The following is a 25,260-nucleotide window of genomic DNA, read 5'->3' on the forward strand; positions in this document are numbered from 1 at the left end:
CACGGCTTCATCGCTGTGCAGGACGGTGGTCCCGGTCTCGACGCCCGCCTCCTCAGGCCGCCACATGAGGTGCCCGGTCCTGCAGCTGGAGCCGCCGCCACTCGTCGTCCGGGTGGGTGACGCCTCCTCGGCAGCCCCGCTGTCCCCCGCGGCCCAAGCGGAGGCCAGCGGGATCGTGCACCAGGCTGCCCGCGCTCGAGCAGCCTGGTGCACGGCCTCGATCAGGTCCGCCGCGGCGTAGCGGTGCCCCGCCGCTGTCGGTCCACCCACGAGATCAGGGCAGCGACCAGCAGCAGGCATGACGGCAGCAGGAAGGCGCCACCGATGCCCAGGCCCGTGATGAGCGACCACGCCACTGACACCAGCCCGAGGGCCGCCACCACCCCGGAAGCCAACCGCGTCCTGCCGGCACGTTCGGCCACCAGAGCCAGCGCCGTGCACGCCAGTGGCACGCCGAACATCAAGAACGCGAACGAGCCGCTGTCCTCCCAGACGAATCGCCCGTACCACGCCGTAAGGCCGACGACGCTGATGAGCGATACGACGATCAAGCCGAGGGCCCTCCGGCTGAACGTTGTCACGGTCACTTCCTCCGCAGACTGCGGTCGAACTGCTCAATGTGTTCCTCATGGATGACCACGGGCCACTCCTCCTCAAGGGACGAAGGACCTTGCCACCGCACCGCCGGGCACGCCTCGGTGGACGGCGAGCGGTCGGTGCGTGGATGCACCGGCTCGCCAGCGGCTGCGACCTCGTAGCAGCGGGCACGACTGATGCAGGCGGCTACGCTTCCGAAGGTGTCCAAGCGGTGGGTCCCTCGCACCCTGCGGGCGCTGGACCTGGGGTTCTGGGTCGTCCTCGCCGGCATCTGGCTCGTCGTACTGGTGCTCGCGGTCATCGACGGAGACGACGGCTGGCGGATCTTCATCGCTGTCCTGTGGCTGGCGACCTCCAGCGTGTGGCTGGTCCGCACCCTTCGCTCTCGGGAGAAGCGTCAGCAAGAGGAGGCCGAGCGCGCCTCGTCGTAGAGGCCCGGCTGGGTGAGCATTTCTCACCCATGGCAACGCGTGCTCCCGAACTCAGGACGGCGTTCGGGAGCAGGTGACCTCAGGTGGTGCGCAGGAAGGGCACGTCTGGCCGCCCCGCCGGGCGTTGAGCCGCGTCAGGGCGCGGTTCAACGCCCGGTGGCTCGGCTCGACCCGCGTGCCAGTACGGCACGGCGGGCCTCCATGACGGTCGGGGACTCTCCCACCCGGAAGTCACCGTGCTGCCGGACTCAGGACGCCGTGTGCGCTTCCTCGGCGCTCGCGTTCGCCGCGTCCCGTCCGGCAGCCCGTGCCCGCTGCGGTTCGACGGTGTACTTCGGGTCCTTCGCGCTGGCCATGCCGGCGTCGAAGACGCCGAACCGGGTGAGCGCGGAGCCGGCCGCCAGCAGGGCTCCCCCGAGCACCGCCGGCAGCCGGCGCCGGCCGGAGGCCAGCGTCAGCGCCGTCCCGGCCAGCGTGCAGGCCCGGGCCGTCGTCAGCAGCCGTCCTGGGCGACCGGCGCGGTAGGGCTCGCTGAGCAACCCGTGGCTGTGCTCCACCCGGTGCATCATCCCGAGCTCGATCGCGGCACCGGCCACCGCGACCTTCCGGGCCGGCCCTGCTTCCGCGACCGGGGTGCACGCCGTGGCGATGCCTCCCCCGGCGGCCATGGCCGACCCGGCGAAGACCAACGGCAGCTCCCGGTGCACCTCGTGCCACGAGGGAACCGCGGTGTTGGAGAGGAGCGCCGCCGTGTAGGTGGTCATCGGCCCGCCGAGCACGGCCGCCCCCACCCCGGTGAGCATCCGCAGGCGCGGGAAGCGACCCAGCAGGTGGGCGCCGGCCGTGGCCGTGGCCAGGGCGCTGAACGGTGCGAGGATCCAGGAACCCACCGACAGCGGCGAGGTCGGCTTGAGCACCCGCAGCATGTAGAGGAACCGCTCCGGCCGGCCCAGGTCGTGGATGAGGAAGGCCACCGACGACAGCGCCCCACCGCCGGCGGTCAGGTGCCCGACCCGCGCGAGTCCCGGCCGGCCGGTCAGCTCGGCCATCGCCCCCAGCAGCGCCGACGACCCGGCCGCCCCACCGAGGAAGAGGTACAGCGGCACGTCCGGGGTCTTCCACACCGGCGGCTTGATCACCGGCCGCCCGTAGTAGGAGGTGAACTCCGCCTCCCCGACCACCGACTCGCCAGGGCGCGGCGGCCGGCTCCCCGAGCGGCGACGTCGCTCCCGGTCCTGGGCCGGTGGCCCGTCCGCCCGGCGCCAGCCCGCCCCGGGGACGCCGTCGGCCGCCGTCACCGGCGTCGCCCCACGAACGCCGACGCCACCACACCGACCACCATCGCCGCGCCCGCGGCGACGTGCCGCCACATCGACGGCAGGTCGCGGGTGGTCACCACCGGGTCCGGCGGCAGCCCGTACACCTCCGGCTCGTCCAGGAGCAGGAAGAAGGCGCCCGCTCCCCCGACGCCGTCGTCCTCGTCGTGCCCGTACAGCCGGGCCCCCTCGACGCCCTTGTCCTGCAGTGCCGCGAGCCGGGCGTCGGCCCGGGCGCGGAGCTCGTCCAGGTCGCCGAACTGGATCGACTCGGTGGGGCAGGCGCTGGCGCAGGCGGGCTGGAGGCCATCGGTCAGCCGGTCGTAGCAGAGGGTGCACTTGAACACCCGCCCGTCGTCCTCCCGCTGGTCGATCACGCCGTAGGGGCAGGCGGGCACGCAGTAGCCGCAGCCGTTGCAGATGTCCTCCTGCACCACGACGCTGCCGAACTCGGTGCGGAACAGCGAGCCGGTCGGGCAGACGTCGAGGCAGGCGGCGTGCGTGCAGTGCTTGCAGACGTCGGAGCTCATCAGCCACCGGATCTCCCGGTCCGCCGACGGCGTCTGCTGCGGCGCGCTCTGCTCGGCCGTGGTGGCCGACGCCGGCACCCGCGGGTGGACGACGGGTGGGTCCTCCAGCGGCCGCTGCCCGCCGACCGCGCCCGGCGCTCCCACCGTCGGCATCGGGAGGTCGACCGCGCGGCTCTGCTCGACGAACGCCACGTGCCGCCAGCTGTTGGCCCCGAGCAGGCCGGTGTTGTCGTACGACGCCCCGGTCAGCCCGAGCTGCGCCCGGTTGCCCTCGGCATCGTCCATCGGGAGCGTGTTCCACTCCTTGCACGCCACCTCGCACGCCTTGCAGCCGATGCACACCGACGTGTCGGTGAAGAAGCCGACCCGGGGCGGGTGGTCGTCGCCGTACCCGCGCTCGCCGGCGACGTCGGGGACCGGGCCGAACAACCGGTTGTGCGGGTCGTCCCCGGAGAAGGCGGTGCTCGCCGAACTGATCGTCGTCATGACCGCTCCTCGATCGGGGCTCGTCCGTTCGGGCCGAGCCGCCCACTGGCGACGCCGGCCCGGTGGCGGTAGTCCTCGACGAACTCGACCAGCGCCGGCCCCCGGGGCCGGCGGCCGGGCCGGATGTCGCAGGTGGCGACCTTGGATTCCTGGATGTGCACGTTCGGGTCCATCACCACGCCGAGCAGCTCGTTGGCCGAGTCGCCGGTGGTGATGCCGTTCTGGCCCCAGTGGTACGGGAGGCCGATCTGGTGCACCTCGCGGCCGGCGACCCGCAGCGGGCGCATCCGCTCGGTGACGAGCACCCGTGCCTCGATGGCGTTGCGCGTGCTGACCAGCGTGGCCCAGCCCATGTGCTCCAGCTCGCGCTCGGCGGCCAGCTGGGGGCTGACCTCGCAGAAGAACTCGGGCTGCAGCTCGGCGAGGTACTCCAGGGTGCGGCTCATCCCGCCGGCGGTGTGGTGCTCGGTGAGCCGGTAGGTGGTGACGACGAACGGGAAGACCTCGTTCATCGCCGGGTTGGCCCGGTTCCACGCCCCCCTGAGCTCCTTGCGCGCGGGGTTGGCCTGCCGCTCGTACAGCGGGTTGGGCACCGGCGACTCGGCCGGCTCGTAGTGGGTCGGCATCGGCCCGTCGGCCAGCCCGGCCGGCACGAACAGCCACGCCTTGCCGTCGCCCTGCATGATGAACGGGTCGGTGCCCGACAGGGCGTCCTCGGCTTTGGCGCCCTCGGCAGGGACGTAGTCGGGGCGCTTGGTGGCCTGGAAGTCCGGGACGTCGGGGCCGGTCCACTTCCCGGCGTCGTCGTCCCAGTACACGTACTTCTTGCGCTCGCTCCACGGCCGGCCCTCGGGGTCGGCCGAGGCGCGGTTGTACAGCACCCGGCGGTTCATCGGCCACGCCCAGCCCCACTCGGGCGCCACCAGGTCCTGCTCGGTGTGCGGCTTCTTGCGGTTGGCCTGGTTCACCTCGTCGGCGAAGACCCCGGAGTAGATCCAGCAGCCGCAGCTGGTCGACCCGTCGTCCGCCAGCTCGGTGTACCCGGACACCGCCGTGCCGTCCGGCCCGGTGCCGCTGATCTCGCGGAGCACCGCGTACGCGCTGGGCTCGTCGTGGGGCCCGTGGGTCGGGTAGTCCCAGGTGAGGTCGAGGATCGGCCGGTCCCGCGGGTCGGTGGAGCCGGCGAGCTTCTCGCGGATGATGCGGCCGAGGTGGAAGTAGAACCACAGGTCGCTGCGGCAGTCGCCCTGGGGCTCCACGGCCTGGGAGTGCCACTGCAGCAGCCGCTGGGTGTTGGTGAACGAGCCGTCCTTCTCCACGTGCGCCGCCGCGGGCAGGAAGAACACCTCGGTCGGGATCTGCTCGGTCACCAGCTCGCCGCTCTCGATCTCCGGGCCGTTCTCCCAGAACGTCGCCGACTCGATCAGCTGCAGGTCACGGACGACGAGCCACTCGAGGTTGGCCAGCCCGAGCCGGGACATCTTCCCGTTGGCGTTGCCGACGACCGGGTTCTCGCCGACGAGGAAGTAGCCGGGCACGGTGCCCTGGATCTGCTCGGCGATCGTCTGGTAGTTGCTGTGGTCACCGGTCAGCCGCGGCAGGTGGTCGAAGCAGAAGTCGTTCTCCGGCTGCGCGGCGTCGCCCCACCAGGCCTTCAGCAGGCTGACCGCGTACTTCCGCATGTTGCCCCAGTAGCCGACGGAGCCCGAGGCCTCGGCGACGAAGTCGTCCAGGTCGCGGTCCTCGCGGGCGTGCGGCATCGGGATGTACCCCGGGAGGAGGTTGTAGAGGGTGGGGATGTCGGTCGACCCCTGGATGCTGGCGTGCCCGCGCAACGCCAGGATGCCCCCGCCCGGGCGGCCCATGTTCCCCAGCAGCGCCTGCAGCACGCTCGCGGCGCGGATGTACTGGACGCCGACGGTGTGCTGGGTCCAGCCGACCGAGTAGACGAAGGCGCTGGTGCGCTCGCGACCGGAGTTGCTCGTCAGCGCCTCGGCGACCTTCCGGAAGACGGCCGGTTCGATGCCGCACACCTCGTGGACCAGCTCCGGGGTGTAGCGCGCGTAGTGGCGCTTGAGCACCTGGTAGACGCACCGGGGGTGCTGGAGCGTCTCGTCGCGACGGGGCTTGCCGCCGATGGGGACGCCACCGCTGCCCGACTCCTCCGAGCCGCCCTCCGCGTGCTCCTCCGCGTCGGCCGGCCGCGCGCCGGAGACGCCGGACGCCCCCGGTTTGGGCGTCTGGCGCTGCCCGGCCGCGGCGGTGACCTCCGTGCCCTCGTACTGCCACGACGTCTCGTCGTACTCCCCCTTCTCCGGGTCGTAGCCGGAGAACAGGCCGTCGAGGTCCTCGGTGTCCTGGAAGTCCTCCCGCAGGATGGCCGCCGCGTTGGTGTAGGCGACGACGTACTCGCGGAACTCCAGCTCGTTCTGCAGGACGTGGTTGATCAGCCCGCCGAGGAAGGCGATGTCGCTGCCCGCCCGCAGCGGGACGTGCAGATCGGCCAGCGCGCTGGTGCGGGTGAACCGCGGGTCGACGTGGATGACCGTCGCGCCGCGGGCCTTGGCCTCCATCACCCACTGGAAGCCCACGGGGTGTGCCTCGGCCATGTTGGAGCCCTGGATGACGATGCAGTCGGAGTTGGCCAGGTCCTGCTGCGGCATCGTCGCGCCGCCGCGACCGAACGTGGTCCCCAGACCGGGGACCGTGGAGGAGTGCTATATGCGCGCCTGGTTCTCGACCTGCACCGCGCCCATGGCGGTGTAGAGCTTCTTCATGAGGTAGTTCTCCTCGTTGTCGAGGGTCGCCCCTCCGAGGCTCGCTATCCCCATCGTGCGGTTGACCCGCTTGCCGTCGACCTCGTCCTGCCAGGTCTCGCGGCGGGTCCTGATCACCCGGTCGGCGATCATGTCCATCGCGGTGTCGAGGTCGAGGTCCTCCCACTCCGTCCCGTGCGGACGGCGGTAGCGGACCTTGGTCTGGCGGGTCGTACTGGTGACCAGGTTCTTGCTGGCCGCCCCCTTGGGGCACAGCCGGCCGCGGCTGATCGGCGAATCGGGGTCACCCTCGATCTGGGTGACCCTCTCGTCCTGGACGAACACCCGCTGGCCGCAGCCCACCGCGCAGTAGGGGCACACGCTCTGCACCACCCGGTCGGCGGTCGCCGTGCGAGGGGTCAGGGAGTCCGTCCGCCTGCTCCGGACGGCGCTGCCGCGGCCGGACGGATCGTCTCCGGTGAGCTGCCGGACCACCGGCCACGCCTCGAGCCAGGTCTTCATGAACTCCCCTTGCAGAGCCCCGACCGCCGGAAGCGGTGGCCGGGTCGCTGGGCGTGCGGGCACGAGCTCGGCCACACACCTCGGTCCGTTCGGGCTACGGTTCGACCCTAGCGACCGGCCGGGCGGCCTGCACCTTTGCGCCGGAGGTCCACGACCGCCGGCTGGCCGCCGGCCGGGTCCTGACCCAGCATGGGGTCGATGAACGGGAAGCCGGACGCCGTCGTCGTCGGTTCGGGGCCCAACGGACTGGCGGCGGCCCTCCGGCTGGCCGCCGCGGGGCTGCGGGTGCAGGTCCTCGAGCGCGACGACCGGCCCGGAGGAGGCATCCGCTCCGCCGAGCTGACCCGGCCGGGCTTCCTCTCCGACATCTGCGCCTCGGTGCACCCCATGGCGGCCGCCGCTCCGTTCTTCCGCGAGTTCGACCTGCCCTCCCGCGGCGTGCGGCTCCTGCACCCGGAGGTCCCCTACGCCCACCCCCTCGACGGCGGCCGGGCGGCGATCGCCCACCGGTCGCTGGAGGAGACGGCGGACGGGTTCGGACCCGACGGCCCCGCCTACCGGCGGCTGCTCGGCCCGCTGGTCGACGCGGGCGACGACCTCGTGGACTTCTTCCTCGGCAGCGCGCTGCGCCGGATCCCCACCCGGAGCCTGCCGGCGATGGCCTGGTTCGCCGTCAACGGGCTGCCCGACGTCCGCCGGCTGGCGCGCCGCTGGTTCCGCACCGAGGAGCCGAGCGCGCTGCTCGCCGGGGCCGCCGCGCACGGGACGCTGGACCTCACCCGCGCGATCACCGGCGGGCTCGGCCTGCTGCAGGGGATGCTCGCCCACCACAGCGGCTGGCCGGTGATCGAGGGCGGCTCCCAGCGGATGGCCGACGCGATGGTCGTCGCCCTCCGGGAACAGGGGGGCGAGGTGGTCACCGGGCACGAGGTCACCGACCTGCGCGAGTTCGACGGCGTCCCCGCGGTCCTGCTGGACACCACCCCGCGGGCCTTCGTCCGGCTGGCCGGCGACCGCGTCCACGAGGGGTACCGCCGCTGGGTCTCCCGGTACCGCCACGGCCCGGGCGTCTTCAAGATCGACTGGGCGCTGTCGGAACCGGTGCCCTGGACCCACGCCGACGTCCGCCGCGCCGGCACGGTGCACCTGTCGGGCACCCTCGACGAGACCGTCGCCGCCGAGTCCGCCCCCTCCTCCGGACGCGACACCGACCGGCCGTTCGTGATCGCCGTGCAGCCGACCGTGGCCGACCCGACGCGGGCACCGTCCGGCGGGCACGTGCTGTGGGCGTACGCGCACGTGCCGAACGGGTCCGACGTCGACATGACCGACCGGATCGAGGCGCAGGTGGAGCGGTTCGCCCCGGGGTTCCGCGACACGATCCTGGCCCGGCACACCATGCGCGCACCCGAGATGGAGGCGTACAACCCCAACTACGTCGGCGGGGAGATCTCCAACGGCGAGGCGTCCCTCTGGCAGATGCTCGCCCGCCCCGTGCCCCGGTGGAACACCTACAAGACACCCGTGCCGGGCACCTACCTGGCCTCGTCGGCCACCCCACCCGGGCCCGCCGTCCACGGCATGTGCGGGGACAACGCGGCGCGGGTGGCGCTGCGGGAGGTCTTCGGCGTGCGCACCGCGCCACCGCTGCGGCCCGCCGCGGCCTGACGCCCCGGTTCGCGCGCCCCGGGTTCGGATCCCGGGGGCCGCGGGTAGCGGACGTGGTGCCGCACCGGTCCACCCGCCCCAGCGCGAGGAGCACCCATGAGCGAACCGACCCGGAGCAACTCCACCAGCGACCTGCTCCAGTCGTTGAGCACCGACCTCTCGGCCCTGGTCCGGCAGGAGCTGCAGCACGCCCAGGCCGAGCTGGCCGGCAAGGCCCGGCAGGCCGGCCGTGCCGGCGCACTCCTGGGCGCCGCCGGCGTCCTCGGGGCGATGTCGGTCGGTACCTCGACCGCCCTCCTGCTCCGTCTCCTCGACCGGCGGCTCGGCCCGACGGCCTCCGCCGCGCTGGCGACCGGGCTGTTCGCCGGTGGCGCCGGCGCGCTCCTCGCCGGTGCGCTCGCGGAGCTGCGCCGTGCGTGGCCGCTCGTCCCGGACGAGACGGTGGAGAGCCTGCGCGAGGACGTCCGCATCGCCACCGCCCGCCGCCCGGCCACGGGCTGAGGCGCCGCGGCGCTCAGCGAGGCGCGGCGTCGACGGCCGCGCGCGCCGGCCGGGACCGGTCGGGCATGGGTGGCACCGGCAGCGGAGGCCGGTCGTCCGCCGGTGCGGACCGGACCAGGCGCAGGACCAGCACCACGGCGGCCAGGAGGTAGACAGGTGTCCCGGCGGCCCACAGCACGGCGCCGGCCACCTGCTGGTCGGCCACCGGGTCGAAGCCGTGGTCGACCGCCGTCTCCACGTAGACCCCGTACCAGGGGGTGGACGACAGCATCATGACGCCGCCGAGCACGGCCTCACCGAACGCCGGCACGAGCACGGCGACCAGCCCGGCCACGAGCTGACCGAGCCGCCGGCGCGGCACCCGCAGCAGGCACCACCAGAAGACCACCGCCGCGGCGAGGAACGTCAGGTGCTCGGCGACGTGCACCGCCTCCGAGCGCACCGCCGCCTCGTAGGCGCCGGGCAGGTGCCACAGCAGGACGACGGCCAGGTAGCCGGCGGCCACCGCGAGGACCACGCCGGGACGACGGGCACGCCGGGCCACCGCCGACCACGGGCGGGCGAGGACCTCGCGGGCGCGGGGCGGCAGCGCGGTCAGCACGCGCGGCACCGGATCGGCGAGCACGAGCAGCGGTGCGGCGACGATGGTCAGCAGCAGGTGCTGCGCCATGTGGGCGGTGAGGGAGTCCTCGGCCAGCCGCTCCAGCGGCGAGGCGAGGGCGGCGCCGAGCGCGGTCAGGCCGAGCAGCCAGGCCGCACCCGGTCCGGCCGCCGCCCAGGGCGACCGACGACGGGGCGCCGTCCAGGCCAGCAGGCAGGCGTAGCCGAGCGCGGCCAGCCCGAGGAACGCGATCGTCGCGTACGACCAGTCGCCGCCCCCGCCGAGCGGGTGGGCCAGCGTGCTGCCGGGGACCGGGGCGCCGCTCAACGCACCGGCCCCCCGGCCACCACGTCGAGGACCGTGTGCATGCCCGCGGCGTGGTGGCCCGTCACGGTGCACCACAGCTCGACGCGCTCGTCCGCCGCCACCGCGAAGGCCAGCTCGTGCGCCTCACCCGGGTCGAGCACCGGCGTGACGGCGCGCTGGTCGCCGTCGACGCGGACGGCGAGGTCGTGCGGCGCGGCCCCGGCGTTCGTGACGACGAGCCGGACGTCCCCGGCGGCCAGCGGGCGGCCCTCGGTGACGATGTCCCACTCGGTCAGCCCCACCCGCTGCTCGCCCGCCGGCGGCGCCGCCGCGGACGGCGGGGCATCGGCGGTGCATCCGGCGAGAGCGACCACGAGCGCGAGCGGCAGCAGCGCGCGGGCCGGGTGCGCGCTCACGGCTCCCCCAGCAGTTCCCGCACCGCGTCCGCGGCCGGGTGGTCGGGGGCCAGCTCCAGGAAGCGCCGCAGGGTGGTGCCGGCGGTCGGGTCACCGAGGGCGTGCTCGGCGGAGCCCAGCATGAGCAGCGCCTCCGGGTGCTCGGGCGCCGCGGCGAGGACGGTCCGCACGAGGGGGGCGGCCTCCTCCGGCCGCTCGTCGCGGAGCAGCGCGAAGGCCAGCGACAGCACCACCGCCAAATCCTGCGGTCGCTCCTCGAGCACCGCCCGGTAGGCGGTCGCCGCCTCGCCGAACCGGCCGGCGTCGTCCAGCGCCCGCGCCTGCCGGAGCAGCTCGTCGGCGAGGTCGGCGGCCGCTGCCCCCTCCTGCGCGGCCGGGACCCCCGCCTCCTCCGGCCCTGCCGCGGCGGGGGCGAGCACCCGGGGGACGGCGACCACGGCGACCGCGCCGACCACGGCCACGGCCACCACCGGCACGAGCACCGCGGGCCGCGGCAACCACCCCCGCCGATCGGGCGCCGGCTCCCCGTCCGGCGCCGCGCCGTCCTCCTCGGCGGGCACGGCCACCGCCGGGTCCGGCTGCGCGGAGGTGAGCCGCAGGACCTCCGCCAGCAGCTCGTCCTCCGCGGCGCGCGCGTGCGCGCCGCGCGGCCCGGACCGGACGTCCTCGAGCAGCTGGAGGGCGGCCTCCAGCCGCTCGTCCGCACCGGATCCGGTGAACCCGTCGCGGCGGGCGACCGCAGCGGCGACGGCTGCCTCCGCCGCCCTGCGGTCGGCGTCGGTCAGCGCCGTCCCGGCCGCCGGCCGCCGGCGGGAGACCAGGACGCCGACCGCGACCACCCCGCCCACCAGGGCCACCCCCGGCAGGACGACCAGCGCCCAGCCCACCCCCTCCCGGGGCGGGTCGAGCAGGATCCACTCGCCGTAGCGCCCCACGAACCAGGCGCGGATCTCCTCGGGGCTCTCGCCTGCCGCCACCCGCTCGGCGATGACCGCGCGCATCCCGCGGGCCGCCGGCGCCGCCGAGTCCGCCGCGGACTCGCCCGCACAGGTGGGGCACCGCAGCCCGGCCGCGATCTCCCGCGCGGTCGCCGCCGGATCGGGCTGCGTGATCGGCTCCTGGCGCCACCACAGCGCGGCGGCGAGCGCGAGCACCGCCAGCACGACGGCCAGGACCCGCGCCCGGCCGCTCACCCCGCCTCCAGCCGCGGCAGCACTTCCTCCGCCAGCCACGCGGCGGAGACAGCGCCCACCCGGCGGGCGACGACCGTGCCGTCCCGGTCGACGACGAAGGTCTCGGGCACACCCGTCGTCCCCCACTCCACGGCCAGCCGGCCGTCGGCGTCGGCCACGCTCGGGAACGGGGTCCCGCCGACGCCCGCGAGGAACTCGCGGGCGGCATCGTCGTCGTCGTTCACGTCGATGCCGACGACGCGCAGGCCCTGCGGCCCCCACTGCCGTGCCGTCTCGACCAGCAACGGCATCTCCTCCCGGCAGGGCGCGCACCACGAGGCCCAGACGTTGACCAGCACCACCGAGCCGCGCAGCTCCGCGAGGTCGACGTGTCCCCCGTCCAGGGTGGCACCCGCCAGGGCCGGGGCCGGGCCCCCCACGATCGCCGTGGAGGTCGCGCCCCCGGGGCGGTCCAGCGCGAGAGCGAGCGGCACGGTCAGCACCAGACCCACGAGCAGGGCGGGGACCAGCAGCAGCCACCGCCGCCGGCCGCTCACCGATCCCCCGACGACAGGCTGGACGCCGGTTCCTCCGACGCCTCCGGCCGCCCACGGAGCCGGCGGGTGGGCCAGCCGGCCACCGCGGCCCCCAGCGCCATCACCCCACCGGCGATCCAGAGCCAGGAGACCAGCGGGTTCACCGCGATCCGGACCAGCGCCCACCGGCCGTCCGGGTCGACCTCGGTGACGGTCAGGTAGACGTCGCCGACGAGCGTGGAGCGGACCGCCGGTGAGGCGACCGTGATCGAGTGCGCGGGGAACGTCCGCAGTTCGGGCGCGGCCGCGCCCCGCGCCCGGCCCGCCTCCTCGAGCTCCAGCCGCGCGACCACACGCATCTCCTGGGCCGTCCGCTCGCGTTCGACCGATTCCAGCCGCGCCGTCCAGCCCGCCGCGCCCACCGCGTCCCCCACCGCGACGCGCTGCTCCGTCGCCGTCGCGAAGGAGGAGGACGCCGCGACGGCGACGGCGGCCAGCGCCACCCCGACGTGCACGACCAGCCCGCCGTACAGCCGGCGCCGGCGACGGCCGGCCTCGAGCAGCGCCCGTGGCCACGACCGGCCGGTGGCCCGCCGGACGACGCCGGCCCCCTGGCCGACGAGCTGCACCGACGTGGCCAGCACGAGGGCGGCCAGGCCGAACGCGGTCAGCGCCGCGGCACCGGAGACGCCCAGCACCACCAGCAGCGCGACCAGCGCGACGGCGACTGCGACCGGCACCGCCACCCGGCGGGCGAGCGCCGGCACCGAGTCGCTCCCCCACGACACCAGCGGTCCCAGCGCCATCAGCAGCAGCACGACCAGCGCGACCGGTACCGCCATCTGGTTGTAGTAGGGCGGGCCCACCGACACCTGGCGGCCGTCGGCCAGCTGGGCGAACACCGGGAAGAGCGTGCCCAGCAGGACGGTGAAGGCCAGCCCCACCAGCAGCACGTTGTTCCCGAGGAACACCGTCTCCCGGGAGAGCCGGGCGGACAGGGTCCCGTCCGGTCCGAGCCGGTCGGCGCGCCACACCAGCAGCACCGCGACGGTCGCGAGGACGACGGCGACGAATCCCAGGAGGAGCGCCCCCAGCGACGACCGGCTGAAGGCGTGGACGCTGTCGACGATGCCGCTGCGGGTGAGGAACGTGCCGACCAGCACGAGCACGAAGGAGGCGACGGCCAGGCAGACGTTCCACACCCGCAGGGTCGCCCGCCGCTCCTGGACCATGGCGGAGTGCAGCAGCGCCGTGGCCGTCAGCCACGGCAGCAGGGAGGCGTTCTCCACCGGGTCCCACGCCCAGTAGCCGCCCCAGCCCAGCACCGCGTAGGACCACCAGGCGCCGAGCACGATGCCCAGCGTCAGGAAGGTCCAGGCCACCAGCGTCCAGCGGCGGACGGCCAGCAGCCAGCCGCGCCCGGTGTCCCCGGTGACGAGGGCCGCGACCGCGTAGGCGAAGGGGACCGCGAGACCGACGTACCCCAGGTACAGCAGCGGTGGGTGCGCCCCCATGAGCGGGTTGTCCTGCAGCAGCGGGTTGGGGCCCGGGCCGTCCGCGGGCACCGGGGACACCCGCTCGAACGCGTTGCCACCGAACAGCGCGAGCGCGAAGAAGAAGGCGGCGACGACCGACAGCGTCACGAGCACCCAGGGGTGGTGCCGGGCGGCCCGCGCGTCCGGGCGGCGGGCGACCGCGGCGGCGTACCCGGCGAGCACCACCAGCCAGAGCAGCAGCGACCCCTCCAGGGCGGACCAGAGGCTGGTCACCGTGTAGTACAGCGGCACGGCGCGACCGCCGTTCTCCGCCACGTACCGCACGCCGAAGTCGTGGGTGAGCAACGCCCACTCGAGCACGGCGGCGGCCGCCAGCGCCGCCCCGAGGACGGCGTAGGTCAGCCGCCGCGCGGATCCGGCCGCCCCGCGGCCCGTCGCGACGCCCACCCAGGCCGCCACGGACGTGAGCGCGAGGACGAGTCCCGAGGCCAGCGAGGCGGTCCCGAGCAGCGCCGTCACCCGGTCTCCCCGATCGGCTGGTACTCGTTGGAGTGCTTGACCAGGACCAGGTCGCCGACGAAGACGCCGTCCGCGCGCAGCCACCCCTCGACGACGGCGCCCTGCCCCTCGGCGAACACCGCCGGCAGCGCCCCGGCGTAGACGACGGGGAGGGTCCCGACGCCGTCGGTGACGGTGAACCGGGCCTCGGCGCCGACGCGCTCCAGGGAGCCGGCCTGCACCAGCCCCCCGAGGCGCAGCCGCTCGTCCTCCGCCGGTCGCTCCGCCAGGACCTCCGTCGGCGTGCGGTAGTAGACGAGCGTGTCGGCCAGCCCGCTGACCCCCAGCAGGGCGAGCGCGCCGGACACCGCCCCGACCACCACCAGCAGCCGGAGCGACAGGGTGCGCCGCCGCGCGGTCGACCGGCTCACCGGTCACCCCGCCCGGGTCGGGTGGCCCACAGGTACCCCGCCCACACCAGCAGCGTGAGCAGGTAGCCGAGGACCACCGCCAGCTGCCCGCTCACCGGCCGCCTCCGGGGACGACGGTGATCACCGGCGCGCCCTCGCCGCCGGTACGGGCGGGCGCACCCGCCGGCTCGGACGCCGCCGCGCGCAGCCGGGCGACGCGGCGGCGGACCACGAGCACCGCGAGGAGGGTGAAGGCGAGGACGCCCGCGCCCAGCGCCCACGCCATCGTGGGGTGGATCGGCGGGCTGCCCTCGGGGCCGAGCACGGTGGGCGGCTGGTGCAGCGTCCGCCACCACACGACCGAGAAGTGCACGACCGGCACGTTGAGGAAGGCGACGATGCCGACGGCCGCGGACCGGCGGGCGGCGACGTGCGGGTCGTCGGCCATCCGGCGGACGCCGAGGTAGGCGACGTAGACCAGCAGGAGCACCGTCGTCGTGACCAGACGGGCGTCCCACGTCCACCAGACGCCCCAGACGGGGCGACCCCAGAGCATGCCCAGCGCGATCGCCAGCGCCGTCAGCCCGACACCCAGCTCGGCGGCGGCCTGCGCGTACCGGTCCCAGCGCAGCTCACGGCGCACCAGGTAGCCCACGCTGCACACCAGCACGGTGGCGAACGCCAGGTAGGCCACCCAGGCGGCGGGGACGTGCACGTACATCAACCGCTGCGCCGGGCCCTGCACCGCGTCCTCGGGGGCGACGACGAGCGCCAGGACCAGCGCGACCGCGGTCGCCCCGGCAGCGGCGGCGGGAAGGAGCGCACCGCCGGGCGCCGGAGTCCTACGCACGCTCGCTCCTCCTGTCGACCGGTCCCCGCCCGGGAAGGCTCGGGGACGGCTGGGTCAGCGGGGACCCGGCCAGCCTCTCACTCCTCCAGGAGGAAGGGGAAGACGGCCCAGGCGGTCGCCCCGACGACCATGTCGTAGGCGACCAGCAGCACCAGCCACGGGAACGGCTCCGCCACGACGGCGGCCTGCGTCCCGGCCAGCAGCGCGGGCAGCCCGGCGGGGAGCACCAGGGCGGCGAGCAGGCCCGCTCCGCGGGCCGAGGCCGCCAGCAGGGCGCCGAAGACCGTGGTGCTCGCCGCGACGCCCACCAGCCCGAGCGCCGCCGCGGCGCACCCGGCGAGGGAGACCGGGCCGTCGAGGAGCAGGACGGCGAGGACGGTCGCCGTGGCCCAGGTGACCGCGAGCGCGGTCCAGAGGACGGCCGCCTTGGCGAGGAACAGCGCCCCGGCCGGGACGAGGCCGCGCAGCAGGTCCCAGGAGTCCTCGTCGCGCTCCGCGGCCGCGACCAGCCGGGCCAGCGGAACGGCGGCGGTGAGCACGAGCAGCCAGACCAGGCCGGGCGCCGCGGCCCGGAGCGCGGCGGGGTCGGGGCCGAACACCAGGCCCCCCAGGACGACCCCGGCCGCGACGAACGGCAGCACCGAGGCGAAGCCGTCGACGCCCCCCAGGGCGATCCGGGCGTCCCGCCGGACCAGCAGGGGGACGGTGCGCAGGACACCGGCGCGGCCCTCCTGCCGTCCGCCTCCCCCGCTCACCCGAGCACCGTCGCGGCGCCGCCGACGAGCTCCAGGCGGGCGTCGACCGGGCCCAGGCCGGCGGCGACCTCCGAGCCCGCGACGAGCACCGCCGACCCGTCGCGGGCCAGGTCCTCGACCGTGCGGCGCACGGCCTCCCGGCCGGCCGCGTCGAGGTGCTCCATGGGTTCGTCGAGGCACACCACCGCCGGGACCACCACACGGGCCACGGCGAGGGTCACCCGCGCCCGCTGCCCCGCCGAGAGGCGGCCGGCCTCCCGCGCCCACAGCTCCTCCGGAAGCCCGCAGGCGGTCAGGGCCGCCGCGGCGGCACCGGCCGGCTGCTCCCGGCCGGCCAGGGCGCCGGCGAACGTCACGGCGTCCAGCGCCCGCTGCCGACGGCGCGCGGCCGCCCCGGGGCGCAGGTACAGCGCCTGCCCGGTCACCGACCGGGTGCCCGACGTCGGCTCCACCAGCCCCGCCGCGATCCGCAGCAGCGTGGTCTTGCCGGCGCCGTTCCCCCCGCCGACGACGCAGACCGCGCCGGCCGACAGCCGCAGCGTCAGGGGGGCGAGCGCCGTCCGCCCGCCGTAGCGGCGGGCCACCTCCTGCAGGCACAGCACCGGCGGGTCCCCCGCGGCAGGGCGGCCGGTCCTCGACTGGGTCATCGTGCCCAGGATCGTGCCACCGCCGCCGGCGCCCCGACCGCACAGCTGCGGTTGTGCGGTCGGAGCCAGCCACTAGGGTCGGACGCGACCGCACGGGAGCCCTCCCCGGAGGGGCAGCCCGACCAGCCCGCCACGGAGGTGCGCGATCGTGCCAGCCGACCTCGCTCCGGTGGCGGCACCGGAGCCGGGCTCGGTGCTCGATCCCGTGGGGCCCGAGGCGGCGCAGATCGCCGGCCTCACCTGGTTCATGATCGTCCTGGGGGGCCTGCTGTGGCTCGCCACCGTGGTGTTCCTGGTGCTGGCCCTCCGGCACCGCGCGCGCCGCGAGCCACGAGCCGCGGACCGGGGCGCGAAGGCCTTCATCGCCGTGTGGGGCGTGGTCGTCCCGATCGTCGTCCTCCCCGCCGTCTTCGCCTACAGCCTCGTGGTCGGCGTCGACATCTCCCGGCCCGTGCCACCCGGCGAGCTGACGGTGGAGGTCGTCGGCCACCAGTTCTGGTGGGAGGTGCGCTACCCCGACGCCGACGTGGTGACGGCGAACGAGATCCACGTGCCGGTCGGCCGCCCCGTCCGGCTGGAGATGACGTCGGCGGACGTGATCCACAGCCTCTGGATCCCGCCGGTGGCCGGCAAGCTCGACCTCCTCCCCGGGCAGACCAACGTCCTGTCCTTCCAGGTCGACGAGGCCGGCCGCTACCTCGGGGAGTGCGCCGAGTTCTGCGGCATCCAGCACGCCCGCATGCAGTTCGTCCTCGTCGCCCAGGAGGAGGACGAGTTCGCCGACCACCTGGTCGCGCTGCAGGCGGGGCCCGCGGAGCCGGACGGCGAGCTCGAGGAGGCCGGCCGCGAGGTGTACCTGGCCGCGGGCTGCGGGCAGTGCCACCGGATCGAGGACGTCAGCGACGGGGACGGCTTCGCCCCGGACCTCACCCACCTCGCGTCCCGGGACACCATCGCCTCGGGGATGCTCGAGAACACGCGGGGCAACCTGGCGGGCTGGATCCTCGACCCCCAGGGCCTCAAGTCGGGCGTCCGCATGCCGCCGAACAACCTCTCGGGCGACGACCTGCAGGCGCTGCTGGCCTACCTGGAGAGCCTCGAATGACCGCGCTGCAGGATCGCCCTGCCACCGAGGACCGGCTCGCCGCCACGTGGGCCACCCCACCCGGCCTGGCCGGCTGGTTCACGGCGCTCAACCACAAGCAGGTGGGCCAGCGCTTCCTCATCACCGCGTTCGTCTTCTTCGGTCTGGGCGGCATCCAGTCGGTGCTGATGCGCTGGCAGCTCGGGAGCGCCGAGAGCACCTTCCTCGACGCGCAGACCTACAACGAGCTGTTCACCATGCACGGCACGACGATGATGTTCCTGTTCGCCGTGCCGGTGGGCGAAGCCTTCGCGATGTACTTCCTGCCGCTCATGCTCGGCACCCGGGACCTGCCGTTCCCCCGGCTGACCGCCTTCGGCTGGTACATCTACGTGCTCGGCGGGATCTTCCTCTACAGCAGCTTCCTGTTCGGCCAGGTGCCCGACGGCGGCTGGTTCGCCTACACCCCGCTCACCGGGCCCGAGTACTCCCCCAGCTCCTCGATCGACTTCTGGCTGCTCGGCGTGACCTTCGTGGAGATCGCGACCATCGCCGGGGCGATCGAACTGGTGGTCCTCATCCTCCGGTACCGCGCGCCGGGCATGAAGATCAGCCAGATGCCGCTGCTGGCGTGGAACGTGCTCGTCACGGGGATCGCCGTCATCTTCGCGTTCCCGCCGCTGGTGGTGGCCAGCGTGCTGCTCGAGCTCGACCGCAAGGTGGGCACGCACTTCTACGATCCGGCGGCCGGTGGCGAGTCGCTGCTCTGGCAGCACCTCTTCTGGTTCTTCGGCCACCCCGAGGTCTACATCATCCTGCTGCCGGGGCTGGGCATCGTCTCCACGATCGTCCCGGTCTTCGCGCGCAGCCGGATCGTCGGCTACAGCCTGATCGCCGTCTCGACGGTCGCCATCGGCATCCTGTCGTTCGGCGTGTGGGTGCACCACATGTTCGTGACGGGGATCCCCCAGCTCGGGCTCGCCTTCTTCTCCGTGGCGAGCCTGTTCATCCCCATCCCCAGCGCCATCCAGGTCTCGGCGTGGATCGCCACCATCTGGCAGGGACGGGCGGTGTGGAAGACGCCGATGATGTACGTCGTCGGCTTCATCGTGATCTTCGTCCTCGGGGGCGTCACCGGGGTGATGGTCGCCTCCGTCCCGTTCGACCAGCAGGCCCACGACAGCTACTTCGTCGTCGCCCACTTCCACTACGTGCTCATCGGCGGGATCCTCTTCCCGGTGCTGGCCGCCGTCCACTTCTGGATGCCGAAGATGAGCGGCCGGCTGCTCGACGAACGCATCGGCAAGACGGCGTTCTGGCTGACCTTCGTCGGCTTCAACGTGACGTTCTTCCCGCTGCACATCACCGGGCTCCAGGGCATGCCGCGCCGCCTCTACACCTACGCCGAGAGCACGGGGTGGGAGCTCACGCAGGCGATCGCGACCGCGGGCACCGTCGTCCTCACCCTGGGCCTGCTCATGACGCTGGGGAACGTGGTGCTGTCGGCGCGGTACGGCGAGCGCGCCGGGGACGACCCGTGGGGCGGGGAGACGCTGGACTGGTACGCGACCTCGCCGCCGCCGGCCTACAACTTCCGCGGCATCCCGGAGATCGCCAGCCGCTCGCCGTTGTGGGACACCCGGCCCTTCAAGCCGAAGTACGATCCGGCGACCTGGCAGGACGAGCTGCGCGAGCCCCGCGCCCCCGTGCGGCAGGTCGTGCTCACCAGCATCCTCGACGCCGCCCCCGAGGAGCTGGTCACCCTGCCGCAGAAGTCGTGGTGGCCGCTGCTGATGGCCTCCGCGCTCACCGTCGCCCTGATCGGCACGATGATCGACGTCTACCCCGTCGCCCTCACCGGTGTGCTCGCCGCGGTCGTGACCGGTGTGGCCTGGGTCTGGAACAGGCAGGACCAGCTGTGAGGACCAGCGGACACGCCGGGGACGCCGCACCCCGTCCGGCCCCGCACATCGCCCGCGGCACCGGGTGGTGGGGGATGCTGCTGCTCCTCCTCGTCCTGGTGTCGATGCTCGCGGCGCTGGAGTTCTCGTACTTCTACCTGCGCGACGGCTTCGACACCTGGCCGCCCGAGCCGGCGCCCGCACCGGCGCTGGGGCTGACCGCCGTCGCCACCGGGCTGCTGCTGCTCAGCGCCGTCCCGGTGGCCGCGGTGCACCTGTCGGCGCGGGCCGGGCAGGCGGCCGGCCGGGTCCCCGTCGCGCTGGCCGCCGCCGTCGTCCTGGGGGTGGCGTTCCTCCTCGTGCAGTTCGCCGACTACGCCGCCAACGACATCGACCCGCAGCGCGACGTGTACGGCTCCCTCTTCCTGGCCCTCGCCGGCTTCCACCACATCAACGCCGTCCTGGCCCTGCTCGGGCTGGGCATCGTGCTGCTGCGCGTGCGGACCGGCAGCATGCGCCCCCGCGAGCAGGAGATGGCGGTGACCGCCGCGCACTACTGGTACTTCGTGGTCTGGTCCTGGATCGTCATCGCCGCCACCCTCTACCTGACGCCGAGGTTCTGGTGACCGCCGCGACTCCGGAGACCAAGCGCCCCGCGGGCCGGCCGTTCCTGTTCTGGTTCGGTGTCGGCGGCGGCACCACGGCCTGGCTGCTGCACCTGCTCGTCGGCTACTGGTTCATCGAGATCGGGTGCCCCACCGAGGGCCTGGCGCTCCCCGTCTTCCTCGTCGTGCTGACCGTGGCCCTCACGGTCATGGCCCTCGCCGCGACGTGGGCGTCGTGGTGGGCGATGCGGCACCTGCCACCGCAGCCGGAGTCCGCCGCCGTGCCCGGCCCCGAGCTCCGCCCGCTGCTGCCCTGGCGGCGCCGGCGCGACCCCGCGGACGCGCCCCCGGCCGGCGCCTGGGACCCCGTGCCGAGCCCCGCGCGCAACCGGCTGCTCGCGCTCACCGGCCTCACCATGAACCTGCTGGCGGTCGGCCTGATCGTGCTGGCGCTGCCGCCCGTCCTCGTGTACGGACCGTGCTGGTGACCGGGCGACGTCGGGGACCCCGGCTCCGGCTGGCGGCGGCGCTCGTGGCCGCCACGGCCGGGCTGAGTGCCTGCACCGGCGCGACCGGCGAGCCGCAGGCGTCCGCGGACCGCGGGCGGGAGCTGCTGCGCGAGTACGGCTGCGCCGCCTGCCACCAGGTGCCCGGGGTGACCGGACCGCAGGGCCGGGTGGGCCCGCCGCTCGGGACGATCGTCGAGCGGCGCACCATCGCCGGGACGCTGCCGCACACGCCGGAGAACCTGCGGAGCTGGATCCAGGACCCCCAGGAGCTGGACCCCGGCAACCTGATGCCCGACCTCGGCGTGACCGACGAGGACGTCGACGCCATCGTCGCCTACCTCTACTCGCTGGAGCCGTCGTGAGCCGCCGCCGGACCCCGACGGCCGCGCGGCTGCTCCAGGTGCTGGCGCTGGTCGCGGCCTGCGTGGGCCTCACCCTGGCGGCGGCGCCGGTCGAGGCCGCCCCGGCCCCGGCGGCGACCGAGGAGATCCAGGACGGCGGCACCGTCTACCAGCGGTACTGCGGGATCTGCCACAACAACGACGGCAGCGGCATCCCCGGGACCGGGGTGGAGGCCGGCCCCGACCTGCGCGGCCTGCCGGTGGCCTACGTCGACCTGGTCATCCGGACGGGTCGGATGCCGATCCTGCACCGGGAGGTCGGAGCCGTCGAGGAACAGCTCTCCGAGCAGCAGCGGGAAGCCGTCGTCGCCTGGATGGCCGACGAGTTCGACCTCGAGGGCGGGATCCCGGAGGTGGCGGACGGCGACCCCGGCCGCGGTCAGCCGCTGTGGCTGACCAACTGCGCGCCCTGCCACAGCGCCGCGGGGAACGGCGGCATCTCGGCCGACGGGACGGTCGCCCCGGAGGTCACCGGCATCGACCCCACCGGGATCGTGGAGGCGCTCCGGGTCGGCCCGTTCGAGATGCCGCGGTTCGGCGACGAGGTGCTCAGCGAGCAGGACGCGGCCGACATCGCCGCCTACGTGCAGGACCTGTCGGACGCCGAGACCACGCCCCTGGGGCTCTCGGACGTCAGCCGCGTCTACGGCGGCGCCTTCACCGGCCTGATCGCCCTGGCGATGGCGGGTGCGCTGGTGCTCGTCGTCCGGACCGGCCGGCGGTCGGCCCCGGAACCGGCCGGGAGCACCCCCTCGGACCCGGAGGACAGGGAGGACACGGAGCAGTGACGGCCAGGGACCCCCACCCGCAGTCCCGCACCGCGCCGCTGCGCCGGCCGGTCGTCCTCGGCGCCGGCGCCGGGGCCGCCCTGCTGCTCGCGGCGTTCGTGGCGGGTCTGGTGCTGGACTGGCCCACCTCCGCGCTCGGGCTGATCCTCGGCGCCGGCACGCTGGGCGCCGCCCTCGTGGCCGCCGCGCTGCCCGCGGCCGAGGACCGGGAGCTGGTCTGGCCGGCCCAGCGCGAGCCGGGGGACGCGCCGTTGCTCGCCGCGGTCGCCGCGCACCCGGTCCGCCGGCGCTGGATCCTCGGTGGCGTCGGCATCGGCGCGCTCGCCGGCGTCGGGCTGCTCGCCTGGCTGGGCCGGGACGAGCCGCCGACGACCGGCTGGCGGCGAGGGGCGCACCTGGTGACCGCCGAGGGTCAGCGGATCCGCGCGGCGGAGGTGCCGATCGGCGGCTTCGGCACCGTGTGGCCCGAGGGCGCCGCCCGGCAGGACCTGGCTGCGGTCGTGCTGGTGCGGCTCTCCGCACAAGTGGCGCAGCCGCCGACGGTCCTCGACTGGGTCGTCGGCGACCGGCTGGTCGCCTACTCGAAGGTCTGCACGCACGCCGGCTGCCCGGTCGGGCTGTACCAGGAGGACAGCGACTCGCTGTTCTGCCCCTGCCACCAGGCCACCTTCGACGCGGCGCGGGGGGCGGTACCGACGTTCGGGCCGGCGTCGCGCCCCCTCCCCCAGCTCCCCCTCGGCGTCGACGAGGACGGCTTCCTGGTGGCCATCGGTGACTTCCCCGCACCCATCGGGCCGGTGCGCGGATGAGCGTCCAGGAAGCCCCGACGCGGCCCCGGTGGCTGCGCGAGCTGTTCGTCCCGACGCACTGGTCGTTCCTGCTCGGGCCGGTCGCGGTGATCTGCTTCGCCGTGCTGCTGCTGACCGGGCTGGTGCTGACCTTCTTCTACCAACCGTCCGCCGAGCTGGTGGAGTACCAGGGGTCGGCCGACCTCTACGACGGCCGCGAGCTGCCGGCCGCGTTCTCCTCCGTCGTGTCGATCAGCCACGACCTGCCGGGCGGGCTGCTGCTGCGCCGGGTGCACCGGGTGGCGAGCTACCTGTTCGTCGCGGCCCTGCTGCTCCACGTGCTGCGGGTGCTGCTCGCCGGGGCCTTCCGGGGTCGCCGCATCTCCAACTACCTGATCGGCCTGGTCCTGCTGGCACTGGCCTTCGGGCTGGGCTGGTCGGGCCAGAACCTGGTCTACGACGTGATCACCGGCAGCAGCGTCCGGATCGGGTACTCGATCGCGGCCAGCATGCCCTGGCTCGGCGGCGAACTGGCCGACCTCGTCTTCGCGGGCCCGGACGTCGCCGACGTCGTCCCCCGGCTGTTCTGGCTGCACGTCCTGCTGCTGCCGGTCGCCTTCGGAGGGTTGCTCGCCGTCCACCTGTGGCTCGTCGTCCGCCAGCGGCACACCGTGCTGCCGCGCCGCCGGCGCCCCGACGGGCAGCTCGTCGTCGCGACCCCCGGCCGGAGCGGGCTGCGGTCCCGCGCCCTGCTGCTCACCCTGCTGACCACCTCGCTGCTCGTGGTCTCCGCCGCGCTGGTCCCCTTCGGGGACGTCCTGCACATCGGCCCGTACCTGCCTGGGGTGGCCGGCAACGACATGTACCCGGACTGGTACCTGTTCCCGGCCGAGGGCGGCATCCTGATCCTGCCGGCCGTGGAGTTCAGCATCCTGGGGGCGACGATCACCAACCCGTTCCTGGGCGGTGTCCTGCTGCCGGTGCTCATCGGCGGCGCGGTGCTGGTCTACCCGCTGCTGGAGCGGCTGTTCCGCCGGCGTCCGGAACCCGACCTCGACCTCAGCGAGCGGCCGCTCGACGCACCGTTCCGCGTCGCTTTCGTCACCTTCGTCGTGACGCTCGGCGCGGTGACGGGTGCGGGGGCAGCCAGCGACGTGATCGCCCAGGTGCTCGGGCTGGAGGTGGTCACCGTCATCTGGTTCCTGCGGATCGCGCTGGTGGTGGCCCCGCCGGTGCTCGCCGGCGCCATGTTCTGGTACGCCCGGCGGCGCTCCCGCCAGTCCCCGCTCTGACCCGGCCGGTGCGGTTCAGGCCACCCGCAGCTCCTCGACGTCGGCCTCGCGCAGGCTCACGCCGAGCCCCGGGGCGGCGAGGTCCGGCCGGACCCGGCCCTGCCGCGGCTCGGGGGCACCATCGAACAGCCGGCGCTCGAACCGCTCGTGGTCATGGAACCACTCGAGGTGGCGCAGGTTCGGCGTGGCCAGGCCGAGGTGGGCGTGCAGCGTGGGCACGCAGTGCGCGGAGACCTCGAGCCCGTGCCCCTCGGCCACCGCTGACGCGCGCAACCACTCGGTGACCCCGCCGCAGCGGCTGGCGTCCACCTGCAGGCAGTCCACGGCGCCGGCGCCGCAGAGGGCGGCGAAGTCCTCGATCCGCGCGCCGTACTCGCCGGCGACGACGTCGCAGTCCAGGCTCCGGCGCACGAGTCGCAGCCCCGCCAGGTCGTCGGAGGAGACCGGCTCCTCGAACCAGACGACCCCCAGGTCGTCGAGCGTCCGGCCCACCCGGACGGCCTGCTTGGCGGTGTAGCCGCCGTTGGCGTCGACCAGCAGGTCGACCCCGTCCCCGACGACCTCCCGGGCCAACCGCGTGCGGGCCAGGTCGCGGCCCTCCGCGCTGCCCCACGACTCCCCGATCTTGATCTTCACCCGGTCGAAGCCCCGGTCGAGCCAGCCCGTCAGCTGCTCGCGGGTCTCCGCGTCGTCGTAGGTGGTGAACCCACCGCTGGCGTAGACCGGCGAGTCCTGCCGCACGGCCCCGAGGAGCACCGCCAGCGGCACGTCGAGCAACCGCGCCTTCAGGTCCCAGAGCGCTACGTCGATCGCGGAGATCGCCATCGCGACCAGGCCGGGGACGCCGGCGTTGCGGGCGGCCCGGGCCATGGCGTGCGTGGCGTCCTGCGGGTGCAGGGCCGACCGCCCCTCCACCACGCCGGCGAGCAGGCCCCGGACGACGGCCGCGGTCGAGGCGTCCGCGAAGGTCCAGCCGGTTCCCGTGCGGTCCCCCGCTGCGGCGCGCACCACGATCGCCGTCGTCGCGTCCCACTGCAGCGTGCCGTCGGCCTCGGGGCGATCGGTCGGTAGCCGGTAGACGGCGACCTCGAGGCCCCGCACCGGGACGTCCGGCGCCGTCACAGCAGCCACCACCAGAACCAGAGCAACGCGAGCTCCTCCCTCCCGAGGCGGGTGTGCCTGTCTCGACGATGGACGGGTCCGGCGACCGATCAGCCGGTGGAGCGGCCGGCCAGCGTGCGCCGCACCGCGGTGGCCGCCGCGGTCACCACGGCGGGGGGGGGGGGGGGGGGGGGGGGGGGGGGGGGGGGGGGGGGGGGGGGGGGGGGGGGGGGGGGGGGGGGGGGGGGGGGGGGGGGGGGGGGGGGGGGGGGGGGGGGGGGGGGGGGGGGGGGGGGG

24 protein-coding genes and 1 pseudogene are annotated in these 25,260 nt (G+C 74.8%); 11 read left to right on the forward strand and 14 right to left on the reverse strand.

Features of this window, described 5'->3' with window-relative positions:
• Positions 1-221 precede the first annotated feature (221 nt).
• On the reverse strand, positions 222-581 hold the full coding sequence (locus ACI79S_RS06050; protein ID WP_456592532.1) for a hypothetical protein: 360 nt from the start codon (positions 579-581) through the stop codon (positions 222-224).
• Positions 582-797: 216 nt separating this feature from the next.
• Here ACI79S_RS06050 and ACI79S_RS06055 point away from each other — a divergent pair, with 216 nt between their 5' ends.
• Complete coding sequence (locus ACI79S_RS06055; protein WP_456592533.1) at positions 798-1,028, forward strand: hypothetical protein; 231 nt, start codon at positions 798-800, stop codon at positions 1,026-1,028.
• Positions 1,029-1,276: 248 nt separating this feature from the next.
• On the opposite strand, the gene nrfD is transcribed toward ACI79S_RS06055, so the two are convergent.
• The 3 genes and pseudogenes from nrfD to fdh all read right to left on the reverse strand — a co-directional run bounded on the left by nrfD (position 1,277) and on the right by fdh (position 6,638).
• Positions 1,277-2,326: an NrfD/PsrC family molybdoenzyme membrane anchor subunit gene (nrfD, locus tag ACI79S_RS06060; RefSeq protein WP_456592534.1), complete on the reverse strand. Its 1,050-nt coding sequence runs from the start codon at positions 2,324-2,326 to the stop codon at positions 1,277-1,279.
• Complete coding sequence (locus ACI79S_RS06065; protein ID WP_456592535.1) at positions 2,323-3,360, reverse strand: 4Fe-4S dicluster domain-containing protein; 1,038 nt, start codon at positions 3,358-3,360, stop codon at positions 2,323-2,325. Before ACI79S_RS06065 ends, nrfD begins: the two co-directional genes overlap by 4 nt.
• Positions 3,357-6,638 (reverse strand): annotated as a pseudogene (fdh, locus tag ACI79S_RS06070) (formate dehydrogenase). Before fdh ends, ACI79S_RS06065 begins: the two are co-directional and overlap by 4 nt.
• Before the next feature lie 198 nt (positions 6,639-6,836).
• Between fdh and ACI79S_RS06075 the strand changes: the two are divergent.
• Both ACI79S_RS06075 and ACI79S_RS06080 read left to right on the forward strand, forming a co-directional pair.
• Entirely contained in the window at positions 6,837-8,306 is a 1,470-nt protein-coding gene (locus ACI79S_RS06075) for a phytoene desaturase family protein (RefSeq protein ID WP_456592536.1), read from the forward strand.
• A 96-nt stretch (positions 8,307-8,402) separates the two neighbouring features.
• Complete coding sequence (locus ACI79S_RS06080; RefSeq protein WP_456592537.1) at positions 8,403-8,807, forward strand: phage holin family protein; 405 nt, start codon at positions 8,403-8,405, stop codon at positions 8,805-8,807.
• Between the two features lie 13 nt (positions 8,808-8,820).
• Here the strand turns inward: ACI79S_RS06080 and ACI79S_RS06085 are convergent, their stop codons facing one another.
• From ACI79S_RS06085 to ACI79S_RS06125, 9 genes are all read right to left on the reverse strand, one after another.
• Positions 8,821-9,735, reverse strand: a complete 915-nt coding sequence (locus ACI79S_RS06085; protein WP_456592538.1) for a cytochrome c oxidase assembly protein — start codon at positions 9,733-9,735, stop codon at positions 8,821-8,823.
• Complete coding sequence (locus ACI79S_RS06090; RefSeq protein WP_456592539.1) at positions 9,732-10,130, reverse strand: hypothetical protein; 399 nt, start codon at positions 10,128-10,130, stop codon at positions 9,732-9,734. The genes ACI79S_RS06085 and ACI79S_RS06090 overlap by 4 nt, the downstream gene beginning before the upstream one ends.
• Positions 10,127-11,323 (reverse strand): cytochrome c-type biogenesis protein CcmH, encoded by a 1,197-nt coding sequence (locus ACI79S_RS06095; RefSeq protein WP_456592540.1) that lies wholly within the window; start codon positions 11,321-11,323, stop codon positions 10,127-10,129. The genes ACI79S_RS06090 and ACI79S_RS06095 overlap by 4 nt, the downstream gene beginning before the upstream one ends.
• A complete protein-coding gene (locus ACI79S_RS06100) occupies positions 11,320-11,859 on the reverse strand; it encodes a TlpA family protein disulfide reductase (RefSeq protein WP_456592541.1) in 540 nt (179 codons plus the stop codon). Before ACI79S_RS06100 ends, ACI79S_RS06095 begins: the two co-directional genes overlap by 4 nt.
• A complete protein-coding gene (locus ACI79S_RS06105; RefSeq protein WP_456592542.1) occupies positions 11,856-13,853 on the reverse strand; it encodes a heme lyase CcmF/NrfE family subunit in 1,998 nt (665 codons plus the stop codon). The genes ACI79S_RS06100 and ACI79S_RS06105 overlap by 4 nt, the downstream gene beginning before the upstream one ends.
• On the reverse strand, positions 13,850-14,263 hold the full coding sequence (locus tag ACI79S_RS06110) for a cytochrome c maturation protein CcmE (RefSeq protein WP_456592543.1): 414 nt from the start codon (positions 14,261-14,263) through the stop codon (positions 13,850-13,852). Before ACI79S_RS06110 ends, ACI79S_RS06105 begins: the two co-directional genes overlap by 4 nt.
• Positions 14,264-14,354: 91 nt before the next feature.
• A complete protein-coding gene (gene ccsA, locus ACI79S_RS06115; RefSeq protein ID WP_456592544.1) occupies positions 14,355-15,092 on the reverse strand; it encodes a cytochrome c biogenesis protein CcsA in 738 nt (245 codons plus the stop codon).
• A gap of 77 nt (positions 15,093-15,169) precedes the next feature.
• A complete protein-coding gene (locus ACI79S_RS06120) occupies positions 15,170-15,847 on the reverse strand; it encodes a heme exporter protein CcmB (protein WP_456592545.1) in 678 nt (225 codons plus the stop codon).
• On the reverse strand, positions 15,844-16,494 hold the full coding sequence (locus ACI79S_RS06125) for an ABC transporter ATP-binding protein (protein ID WP_456592546.1): 651 nt from the start codon (positions 16,492-16,494) through the stop codon (positions 15,844-15,846). The genes ACI79S_RS06120 and ACI79S_RS06125 overlap by 4 nt, the downstream gene beginning before the upstream one ends.
• A gap of 148 nt (positions 16,495-16,642) precedes the next feature.
• Here ACI79S_RS06125 and coxB point away from each other — a divergent pair, with 148 nt between their 5' ends.
• From coxB to ACI79S_RS06165, 8 genes are read left to right on the forward strand one after another with little or no spacing between them, the layout of a single operon-like run.
• Positions 16,643-17,599, forward strand: a complete 957-nt coding sequence (gene coxB / locus ACI79S_RS06130) for a cytochrome c oxidase subunit II (protein ID WP_456592547.1) — start codon at positions 16,643-16,645, stop codon at positions 17,597-17,599.
• On the forward strand, positions 17,596-19,500 hold the full coding sequence (gene ctaD / locus ACI79S_RS06135; protein WP_456592548.1) for a cytochrome c oxidase subunit I: 1,905 nt from the start codon (positions 17,596-17,598) through the stop codon (positions 19,498-19,500). Before coxB ends, ctaD begins: the two co-directional genes overlap by 4 nt.
• A complete protein-coding gene (locus ACI79S_RS06140) occupies positions 19,497-20,105 on the forward strand; it encodes a cytochrome c oxidase subunit 3 (protein ID WP_456592549.1) in 609 nt (202 codons plus the stop codon). Before ctaD ends, ACI79S_RS06140 begins: the two co-directional genes overlap by 4 nt.
• The gene (locus ACI79S_RS06145; protein WP_456592550.1) at positions 20,102-20,572 is read left to right on the forward strand and encodes a hypothetical protein; all 471 of its coding nucleotides are present in this window, start codon (positions 20,102-20,104) and stop codon (positions 20,570-20,572) included. Before ACI79S_RS06140 ends, ACI79S_RS06145 begins: the two co-directional genes overlap by 4 nt.
• A complete protein-coding gene (locus ACI79S_RS06150; RefSeq protein WP_456592551.1) occupies positions 20,569-20,955 on the forward strand; it encodes a c-type cytochrome in 387 nt (128 codons plus the stop codon). Before ACI79S_RS06145 ends, ACI79S_RS06150 begins: the two co-directional genes overlap by 4 nt.
• Positions 20,952-21,782 carry a c-type cytochrome gene (locus ACI79S_RS06155; protein ID WP_456592552.1) on the forward strand — a complete coding sequence of 277 codons (831 nt, stop codon included), beginning with the start codon at positions 20,952-20,954 and terminating at the stop codon, positions 21,780-21,782. The genes ACI79S_RS06150 and ACI79S_RS06155 overlap by 4 nt, the downstream gene beginning before the upstream one ends.
• The gene (locus tag ACI79S_RS06160; protein WP_456592553.1) at positions 21,779-22,591 is read left to right on the forward strand and encodes a QcrA and Rieske domain-containing protein; all 813 of its coding nucleotides are present in this window, start codon (positions 21,779-21,781) and stop codon (positions 22,589-22,591) included. The genes ACI79S_RS06155 and ACI79S_RS06160 overlap by 4 nt, the downstream gene beginning before the upstream one ends.
• Entirely contained in the window at positions 22,588-23,862 is a 1,275-nt protein-coding gene (locus ACI79S_RS06165; protein WP_456592554.1) for a cytochrome b N-terminal domain-containing protein, read from the forward strand. Before ACI79S_RS06160 ends, ACI79S_RS06165 begins: the two co-directional genes overlap by 4 nt.
• A 15-nt stretch (positions 23,863-23,877) precedes the next feature.
• Here ACI79S_RS06165 and ACI79S_RS06170 read toward each other — a convergent pair whose 3' ends face one another.
• The gene (locus ACI79S_RS06170; RefSeq protein ID WP_456592555.1) at positions 23,878-24,984 is read right to left on the reverse strand and encodes an enolase C-terminal domain-like protein; all 1,107 of its coding nucleotides are present in this window, start codon (positions 24,982-24,984) and stop codon (positions 23,878-23,880) included.
• Positions 24,985-25,260 lie beyond the last annotated feature (276 nt).

The sequence above is a fragment of the Blastococcus sp. SYSU DS1024 genome (genome assembly GCF_054050795.1).

What these genes read in the sequence shown, in the direction of transcription:
- ACI79S_RS06075 (WP_456592536.1), top strand. Translation starts at nt 6,837, where the DNA reads ATGAACGGGAAGCCGGACGCCGTCGTCGTCGGTTCGGGGCCCAACGGA.
- ACI79S_RS06080 (WP_456592537.1), top strand. Translation starts at nt 8,403, where the DNA reads ATGAGCGAACCGACCCGGAGCAACTCCACCAGCGACCTGCTCCAGTCG.
- ACI79S_RS06125 (WP_456592546.1), bottom strand. Translation starts at nt 16,494, where the DNA reads ATGACCCAGTCGAGGACCGGCCGCCCTGCCGCGGGGGACCCGCCGGTG.
- ACI79S_RS06165 (WP_456592554.1), top strand. Translation starts at nt 22,588, where the DNA reads ATGAGCGTCCAGGAAGCCCCGACGCGGCCCCGGTGGCTGCGCGAGCTG.
- ctaD (WP_456592548.1), top strand. Translation starts at nt 17,596, where the DNA reads ATGACCGCGCTGCAGGATCGCCCTGCCACCGAGGACCGGCTCGCCGCC.
- ACI79S_RS06065 (WP_456592535.1), bottom strand. Translation starts at nt 3,360, where the DNA reads ATGACGACGATCAGTTCGGCGAGCACCGCCTTCTCCGGGGACGACCCG.